The sequence below is a fragment of the Saccharicrinis sp. 156 genome (genome assembly GCF_050589685.1).
In the GTDB taxonomy this organism is placed as follows: Bacteria; Bacteroidota; Bacteroidia; order Bacteroidales; family Marinilabiliaceae; genus Saccharicrinis.
In genome coordinates this window covers 48,100-56,766 of the sequence record NZ_JBNGOS010000042.1, presented here as the reverse complement: position 1 = coordinate 56,766, position 8,667 = coordinate 48,100, and the positions used below count along the sequence as shown (strand labels likewise).

Here is an 8,667-nt window from a genome sequence, read left to right as displayed (position 1 = left end):
ATCTAAAGATTCACCTGTTCCATTTTAGGAAATATTTCATCTATAATTTTTTGCTTGGCTTTTTCCCTAACGTTTTTAAGTGCATATTCATAACTTCGGGGTTGCATCCCTCTTAGCCTATCAAAGCCGTCGGCGAAAATTTCCATTTGCGATTTATTATCGGTAACCGTCATATGAAAATCGGCAAACACAATAAATACGGAATACCCCTTACCCTGTCTCTCGCCGCCTTCAATGAACTTAGCATCAATAGAGACAGTGAAATCGGCATTTGTTTTATCCTCGGTAATGTTAAAATAGCTTTGTGCCAACTCGGAACGAATTGATTTGCCTAAAGCGCCATTTGCCGTTTTTTTATCAAATACAAGCTCGTTGATCACAACAAAAGCGGTGGACTTTTGAACCTCAATATTGAAAATGGTTTTAGGTAAATACCCATCATGAAAGAAAGCTTTTAAAAGTACTTTGTCTTCAAGGGTTTCTTCTTCAAGGAACAAATCCAAATTGAACTCAGCGGTAATTTCCTGGCTCTTTCTTTTGGAGATCAACCGGATAATGTCACACCTGGCCTTTCCGTCTCGGTCCGTTGTGCCGGTTTTGGTTAATTCGCCTTTCCCTTTTGTAAATGAGAAGACCAATGGTAAATTCGTAATAGGACGACTGTCTCCTAATTCGTCAGTATAACTGGCCTGAAGCGAAAGAGGGACCTTTATTTCCTTGCTAAACTGCACGACAAACGAAGACTGCGCCGCTTCTAAATTAATTTTCCGGAATGCTTCTTGTATCGCACTAAAAATATCGGATCCCAGATTTAGGTTTCCATTGATATCTCTGTAGGTTAAATCCTCGTTGGCATGCGGTTTAATGGCTTTGATAGCTTGTACATAAAACAGCAAGCCTTCATAAATATTGCCCTTCTCAACAGCTTTTTTACCATCGTAATAATAGGTGGCGCACATCTTTTTCGCATAATCCAGTTTTTGCTTCTTGCGCATGGCATATTTGTCCTTATTCAGGCGAACCATTACCCAATATTCCTTTTTGTTTTCCCATGTGAGTACCTCATAACCTTCCAGTGTTGCCTCTACCGATTCATGTGTGCTTGCTTCAAATTCCTCTTTTACTTGATAGTTGTTTTCGAATTGTCGAAGGATTGAATTGGAAGAAATGGTCACCTTAATTTCAGAACTTAATTCTTTCAATGCCTTGTTTCTGGCCTCGGTGCGATAGCTTGCTTCACCGCCTACTTTTGATCTCATGGCCCTTCCGTAATAGTAATTAGCATCAGTAGGACGCTGCTTAACCCAAGATGGTTTTCTTTTGGCTTCCACCGTGGAGAAGGAGAGAATTGCAGGAAGTGCCATTAGGCACAGCATAATCCTGCCAATAAGTATCTGGGAGTTAAAGGTGTTCATAGGTTAATGTTTTATTTGTTATCATTCATTATTTCTGAATCCAAAACTTGATAAATCAAATCAGGTTCAAAGCCCCGCGATGATGCGTATCGAATTAATGAAGCCTTTATCTTGAATTTGTCATCGTCTTTTATCCTTCTTCTCTTTTGTATCAATAATTGCGCCAAAGCATTTTTATATTCTTCATCATTAATTAGTTCCAGTGCCTTGTCCACTTGCTGCCCGGATAGTCGTTTAGACTTGAGCTGCCATTTAATTTTTATTTTTCCCCAGCGGTTAAACTGAAATTTATCTTTTACATAAAACTTGATGTACCTTTCCTCGTCGATAAACTTTTCTTTGGTCAGCTGGTCGATTACCATATTGGCAATGTCCGCACTTACTTTCCAGTCATTTAACTTTTTCTCGATATCAAAAATACACTTTTCCTGTCGGGCACATATGTTTGATGCTTTTACTAAGGCCTCTTCAAATGTCATTATTTTATATATATCGATTTAATATTGACGAATTCATACAAGCCATAAATGGAGAGTTCTCTGCCATATCCGCTTTCCTTTACTCCTCCAAAAGGCAGGCGAGGGTCCGATTTCACAAAGTCATTCACGAAACAACAACCTGCATCAAGTTCGTATTCTGCTATGTATTTTCCTCGGTCTAAATCAGAGGTGAAAACAGCGGCTCCCAGTCCAAAACTAGTGTCGTTGGCAATTTTAATGGCTTCCTGTTCTCCCTTTGCCTTCATTAAGGAAGCTACCGGGCCAAATAGTTCTTGGTTGTAAGCAGGCATCCCGGCTTGCACATTCGACAAAACCGTAGGCGGATAATAGAACCCTTCAATATCGTAATTAATCTCACCCCCGCAGAGAAGATTAGCCCCTAACGAAACCGATTTATTTACCTGGCTCATCAAATCCTCGCGGATGTTTCCTCTTGCCATGGGGCCTAGCTGGTTGAACTCGTTGAAAGGATCGCCCATCGTTGCCGATTTCATCTCCTTCACAAACTTATGTTCAAACTCTTCATATATTTTCTCGGTGGCAATAAAGCGTTTGGCTCCTATGCAGCTTTGTCCGGTATTTAGCAATCTCCCCTTGATGCACGCTTCTACGGCCAAGTCCAGATCTGCATCGTTTAAAATAATATATGGGTCGCTGCCTCCCAGCTCCAGGACACATTTTTTAAGATAAGTTCCGGATGTTTTTGCCACGGCCTGTCCGGCTTTGGTGCTTCCGGTTAACGTGACGGCAGCGATGCGTTTATTGGCAATCATCCGCTCTACTTTTCTGTTTGAAGTGAGCACCGAACGGAAGATGTCATCCGGAAAATCCGATTCCAGGAACAAGTCTTCGATGGCAATAGAGCACCCGGGAACATTGGAGGCGTGCTTTAAGACCATGGTGTTGCCGGCCAGGATGGATGGAATCGCGCACCTGAACACCTGCCATAACGGAAAATTCCATGGCATGATGGCCAGGATAACACCAATGGGCTGAAACGAAACATACGATTCCGTTGCTTCGGTAGTAACGGGCCTGGGTTTTAGGAACTCATCAATATTATCGCAATAATAATTGCATAACCAAATACATTTGTCAATCTCTGCGCGTGATTCCACGATGGGTTTTCCCATCTCAATTGTAATGGTAAAAGACAGCCCTTCTTTCTTGATTTCTAAGAGCCGGGCTAAGTTTTTTACGTGATCGATGCGTTTTTGTATAGAAGTCTTCCGCCAGGATTTAAACGCGTTTTTTACATCGCGGATAGTATTGTCGATCTCTTCCCATTGTGATTCCGGGTATTCGCGAACAATTTCACCGTTAGCGGGATTGATAGATTTAAGTAACATAGGTGCATAAGTTTTATGCGGTAAATATGATAACTATTACCGATATTCCGGATAAAGTTAATACTAAAAAATAACAAAATATTTAGCCTGGAAAGCTGAACTGATAAAAATTTATTTTTCAACCTATTGCGATAAACGTGTTATGTTAAGCCAAGATCTGTCATATGGAATTTGTCAAATTCAAAAGGACAATGTTGGTTTATAACTTTTCTGCAATTGTCAATATTTTCGCCACTTCGCAGAAGTTAATATGCAATAGAGAATGCATATTTAGGGCAATGTCGTTTAGTTAAGAATCCGGGTTGTACGGAGAATATATTCAAAGAAGAATTAATTGTATAAAAAAACCGACCCGGAATAAGAGTCGGTTTTTCGTATGATTATGTTGTCTTTTAATATACCGCTTCGGCTACTTTTCTGGTGCTTTGTGTAGCCATCATGGTATAAAAGTGAATAATCGGCACACCTTTCTTTTTAAGGTCAAGTGATTGCTGAATGCACCACTCCACGCCTACTTGTTTTACCTGGTCGTTGTCTTTGCACTTTCGCAGTTCTTTAGCAAAATCTTCCGGTATTTCACAGCTGAATATTTTAGGTAAAACTGTTAGTTGGTTAGCGGTTGTAATAGGTTTGATACCTGGAATAATAGGAACCGTAATGCCAATAGCCCTGCACTTATCCACAAAATCGAAATATTTTTGGTTGTCGAAGAACATTTGGGTCATCACATATTCGGCACCTGCATCCACTTTGGCTTTTAAGTAGGCTAAGTCAGAGTCCATATTGGGCGCTTCTTCGTGCTTTTCGGGATAACCGGCTACCCCATAAGCAAACGGGGTATCAAAAGCATCGTTACTAGTGCCATCCAAATAAATACCTTTGTTTAAATCGTTCACCTGCTGCGCTAATTCAATGGCATATTGATTGCAATCTTCGCTTCTTTCAGGATACTTTTCCTTGTGGGTGTCGTCACCACGCAATACAAGGATGTCGTGAATACCCATGAAATTCAGGTCGATAAGCGCATATTCAGTCTCCGATTTGGTAAAACCGCGCGAGATGATATGCGGAATTACCTTGATGCCATATTTGTTTTGGATGGACGCAGCTACGGCTACCGTTCCGGGACGTTTGCGTACTATCTTTTTTTCGACATATCCATTGTCGTTAACGGCAAACTTATACTCCTCGCGGTGCGAGGTAATATTGATAAATTGCGGGTTGAATTCTTTTAGTGTATCGATGGTTTTAAATACCTTATCGATGTTGTTTCCTTTTAAAGGCGGCAAAAGTTCGAACGAGAACTTGGTTTCTTTATCTTTTAAAACTAACTCTGCAGCTGTCATTTATATTTGTCTTATTAATTTTATTTTCTCCACAAACGTTTTATCAATGCAACGGCAAATATATGCCTGTGGCTGCTACCTGCAAACTGATAACTGTTGTTTTGCTTATTTATAACTCAGATTAATAGGAATCCATTTTTCCATTTCTTCCACGGAGATACCTTTCCGTCGGGCTAAATCCTCTACCTGATCTTTACCTACTTTTCCAATTCCGAAATACATGGCTTTAGGATGTCCAAAATACATACCGCTTACGGATGCATTCGGGTACATGCTAAAATGTTCCGTTAGGGTAATGCCTACGTTTTCTTCTACATTCATTAGATCGAACAGTAAGCGTTTCTCGCTATGATCGGGGCAGGCAGGATATCCCAATGCCGGTCGGATGCCGCGGTAACGTTCGCGAATAAAGTTCTCGGTATTGAACTCTTCGTCCGGGGCATAACCCCAAAACTCTTTGCGAACCCTGAAGTGGAGAAGTTCCGCAAAGGCTTCAGCCAGGCGGTCCGCCAATGCTTTTAGCAGGATAGCACTGAAATCGTCGTGGTCGTCCTCGTAGGCCTTTTCCCATTTTTCAATTCCAATACCTGAAGTTACCGCAAATCCTCCGATATAATCTTTTACCCCTGATGAAGCCGGAGCAATAAAATCGGAGAGAGAATGGAAGGCCTTTTTCCCCGGCTTGTCCTGCTGCTCGCGCATTTGATGAAACCTTGTTATTTCTTCGGTCCGGGTCTCGTCGGTATAAACAATTACATCATCGCCATCACTGTTTGCCGGGAACAACCCGAACACAGCTTTAGGTGTCAGCATCTTATCCTGCTCAATTTTGTTGAGCATGGCTTGGGCATCTCTCCAAAGCTTTAAAGCTTCCTCGGCTTTGGCCCGGGCATTTTCTGTTTTGTATTTATTCAGCCATTCATTTTCTTGACCAGCTGTTTCCACTGCTTCAATACCATCGTAATTTCCGGTCAGATTCCAAGCCTGATAAAAGAAAGTCCAATCAATATACTTGCGGATCTCAGCTACCGAATAATCATCGAACACTTTAATGCCTATCATGTTGGGCTTGCTGACTTCATTCTGGTTCCAATTGATCTTATATTTCTGTTCCCTGGCTTTTTCGATCGGAGCAATATTCGCTTGTTTTTTGTTGGCATTCCGCTCTCTTAGTCCGGCATATTCTTCACGGGTATGTTTCGAAAATTCTTCTTTTCGCGTTTTCGAAAGCAAGGCACTTACCACCTGTGCGCTTTTCGATGCGTCTTTTACATGAACCACAGGCTGGTTATACTCGGGTTCGATTTTTACTGCCGTATGTACTTTTGAGGTGGTTGCGCCACCTATCAAAAGAGGAATCTCAAAGTTTTGATTCTTCATTTCCCTGGCTACATTCACCATCTCTTCCAGAGAAGGGGTGATTAAACCACTTAACCCAATAATATCTGCATCCTGCGCAATCGCTTCCTTCAATATTTTTTCGGTCGGAACCATCACTCCCAAGTCAACCACCTCATAATTGTTGCAGCCCAAAATAACGCCCACAATATTCTTTCCGATATCATGGACATCACCTTTAACGGTAGCCATTAGTATTTTACCATTGCTGGAAGAGGCTCCGGTTAAAGTTTTTTCTTCTTCGATAATGGGTTGAAGAACAGCCACCGCCTTTTTCATTACTCGGGCGGTTTTAACTACCTGGGGCAGGAACATTTTACCGTCGCCAAACAGGTCGCCCACCACATTCATTCCATCCATCAATGGTTGCTCAATAATATCCAACGCAGTCGGGTATTTTTCTAAAGCTTCTTTTAAATCCTCATTGAGATAGTCCGCGATTCCTTTCACCAGGCAATGTGTCAGCCGCTCTTCCAGGTTCCCTTCGCGCCATGCTGCTTGTTGGGTTTCTCCGGCTTCTTGTTGGGTGTTTTTGACGGTTTCGGCATAATCAACCAATCGGTCGGTAGCATCCGGTCGTTTGTTGAAAACCACATCTTCCACATAAGCCAGCAATTCTTTGGGGATATCGTCATATACCTGAAGCATAGAAGGATTTACGATCCCCATGTCCAGACCTTCTTTGATGGCATAATATAAAAATACGGAATGTATGGCCTCACGTACCACGTTGTTTCCTCGGAACGAAAACGACAGGTTGCTGATCCCGCCACTGATATGGGCATGAGGCAAGTTTTCCTTAATCCATTTACATGTCTTGATAAAATCAACCGCATAATTGTTATGCTCTTCAATGCCGGTGGCGATGGCCAGTACATTGGGGTCGAAGATGATATCTTGTGGGGGGAAATTTACCTTTTCGGTCAGCAATTTGTAGGCTCTTCCGCATATCTCTTTCCGTCGCTCGAAGTTGTCGGCTTGTCCTTTTTCGTCGAAGGCCATTACCACTACTGCAGCACCGTATTTTTTGATGGTCGCCGCTTGATGCAAAAATGCTTCTTCTCCCTCTTTCAGACTGATGCTGTTCACTACGGATTTTCCTTGCAGACACTTTAGCCCTGCTTCTATGACTTCGAATTTGGATGAATCCACCATCACGGGAACCCTTGATACATCCGGATCCGACATGAGCATATTCAGGAAGGTGACCATCTCCTCCTTGGATTCTAACATGGCATCGTCCATGTTTACATCAATAATCTGTGCGCCGTTTTCTACCTGGTGACGGGCAATGTCGACTGCTTCTTCGTATTTCTTTTCTTTGATAAGGCGCAAGAATTTTCGGGAACCAGCCACATTGCATCGCTCACCAATATTTATAAAATTGGTTTCCTTGCGCATCTGCAATGATTCTAACCCACTTAGGTGTGTAATCCTGGGCGGGTCCACTTTCTTGTGTGCAGTATATTTTTGCGCCGCTTGGGCCAATGCCGCAATATGTTCAGGGGTGGTTCCGCAACAGCCACCTAAAATATTCACTTTGCCTTCGTCAAGCCATTTGCTGATTAGCTCCGACATTTGTTCGGGCGTTTGATCATACTCACCAAACTGGTTAGGCAAACCGGCATTGGGATGGGTACTAATGTAAAAAGGTGCTTTTTGTGCTAACTCGGTTACATAAGGCTCTAGTTCTTCGGCACCCAACGAACAATTTAAGCCGATACTTAATATATCCATGTGCGAAACCGAATCGATAAAAGCTTGTAAGGTCTGTCCCGACAAAGTTCTGCCACTGGCATCGGTAATCGTACCCGAAACCATTACTGGCAACTTTTTGCCCAATTCAACAAACACCTCGTCAATGGCCAATAGTGCCGCCTTCGCGTTAAGCGTATCAAACACCGTTTCGATCATCAACAAATCGGAACCTCCTTTTATAAGTGCCTCAACCTGCTCTTTGTAGGCTGCCTTTACCTCATCAAAAGAGGCGGCTCTGTATCCAGGATTGTTCACATCCGGTGATAGTGACAACGCTTTGTTCAACGGGCCTATGGAACCACATACGAATCTTGGTTTCTCGGGCGTCTTTAACGTGTATTCATCAGCTACTTCACGTGCAATCTTGGCCGATTCGTAGTTGATATCCCAAACCGCTGCCTGCATATCATAATCGGCCTGCGAAATTGTTGTGGCGTTAAAAGTATTGGTTTCAATAATATCGGAACCGGCCTCCAAATACTTGGCGTGAATTTCTTTGATTATTTGCGGTTGGGTGATGGAAAGAATATCATTGTTCCCTTTGATAGACATATGGTAATTTTTGAAACGTTCCCCCCTATAATCCTCTTCCTCGAGTTTATAGGTCTGAATCAAACTTCCCATAGCACCATCTAAAATCAGGATGCGTTCCTGAATTGCCTTATATAACTGTTGTATTCTATCCATATCAATAATCTACTTGGAGACTTTAACCGCTGAGCGTTGCAAATGTTCGCGTTACAAAAATATGACTTCTGTCATTATCAAACGAAAAACGAGGTGCAAAAATAGCAAAATATACTGATTTGTAAGTTATATAAGCAAAGTTTAATGTACTGGAGGGTTTAAGGTGGCACAAAGTAAAGGGATAAGCTTTACGACCAACGTTGTACATTGTATT

At 42.1% G+C, this 8,667-nt stretch carries 5 protein-coding genes; all 5 read right to left on the bottom strand.

From position 1 onward, the window contains the following. Nucleotides 1-2 precede the first annotated feature (2 nt). The 5 genes from ACRD64_RS21215 to metH all read right to left on the bottom strand — a co-directional run bounded on the left by ACRD64_RS21215 (nt 3) and on the right by metH (nt 8,453). On the bottom strand, nt 3-1,415 hold the full coding sequence (locus ACRD64_RS21215; RefSeq protein ID WP_430935839.1) for an LPP20 family lipoprotein: 1,413 nt from the start codon (nt 1,413-1,415) through the stop codon (nt 3-5). 11 nt (nt 1,416-1,426) lie between these two features. Continuing rightward, nucleotides 1,427-1,894: a regulatory protein RecX gene (locus ACRD64_RS21210; RefSeq protein WP_430935837.1), complete on the bottom strand. Its 468-nt coding sequence runs from the start codon at nt 1,892-1,894 to the stop codon at nt 1,427-1,429. Beyond that, nucleotides 1,894-3,264: an NAD-dependent succinate-semialdehyde dehydrogenase gene (locus ACRD64_RS21205; RefSeq protein ID WP_430935835.1), complete on the bottom strand. Its 1,371-nt coding sequence runs from the start codon at nt 3,262-3,264 to the stop codon at nt 1,894-1,896. Before ACRD64_RS21205 ends, ACRD64_RS21210 begins: the two co-directional genes overlap by 1 nt. Nucleotides 3,265-3,656: 392 nt before the next feature. Continuing rightward, on the bottom strand, nt 3,657-4,610 hold the full coding sequence (gene metF / locus ACRD64_RS21200; protein ID WP_430935833.1) for a methylenetetrahydrofolate reductase [NAD(P)H]: 954 nt from the start codon (nt 4,608-4,610) through the stop codon (nt 3,657-3,659). Between the two features lie 105 nt (nt 4,611-4,715). Further along, on the bottom strand, nt 4,716-8,453 hold the full coding sequence (gene metH / locus ACRD64_RS21195; protein WP_430935831.1) for a methionine synthase: 3,738 nt from the start codon (nt 8,451-8,453) through the stop codon (nt 4,716-4,718). Nucleotides 8,454-8,667 lie beyond the last annotated feature (214 nt).

What these genes read in the sequence shown, in the direction of transcription:
- ACRD64_RS21205 (WP_430935835.1), bottom strand. Translation starts at nt 3,264, where the DNA reads ATGTTACTTAAATCTATCAATCCCGCTAACGGTGAAATTGTTCGCGAA.
- metH (WP_430935831.1), bottom strand. Translation starts at nt 8,453, where the DNA reads ATGGATAGAATACAACAGTTATATAAGGCAATTCAGGAACGCATCCTG.
- metF (WP_430935833.1), bottom strand. Translation starts at nt 4,610, where the DNA reads ATGACAGCTGCAGAGTTAGTTTTAAAAGATAAAGAAACCAAGTTCTCG.
- ACRD64_RS21215 (WP_430935839.1), bottom strand. Translation starts at nt 1,415, where the DNA reads ATGAACACCTTTAACTCCCAGATACTTATTGGCAGGATTATGCTGTGC.
- ACRD64_RS21210 (WP_430935837.1), bottom strand. Translation starts at nt 1,894, where the DNA reads ATGACATTTGAAGAGGCCTTAGTAAAAGCATCAAACATATGTGCCCGA.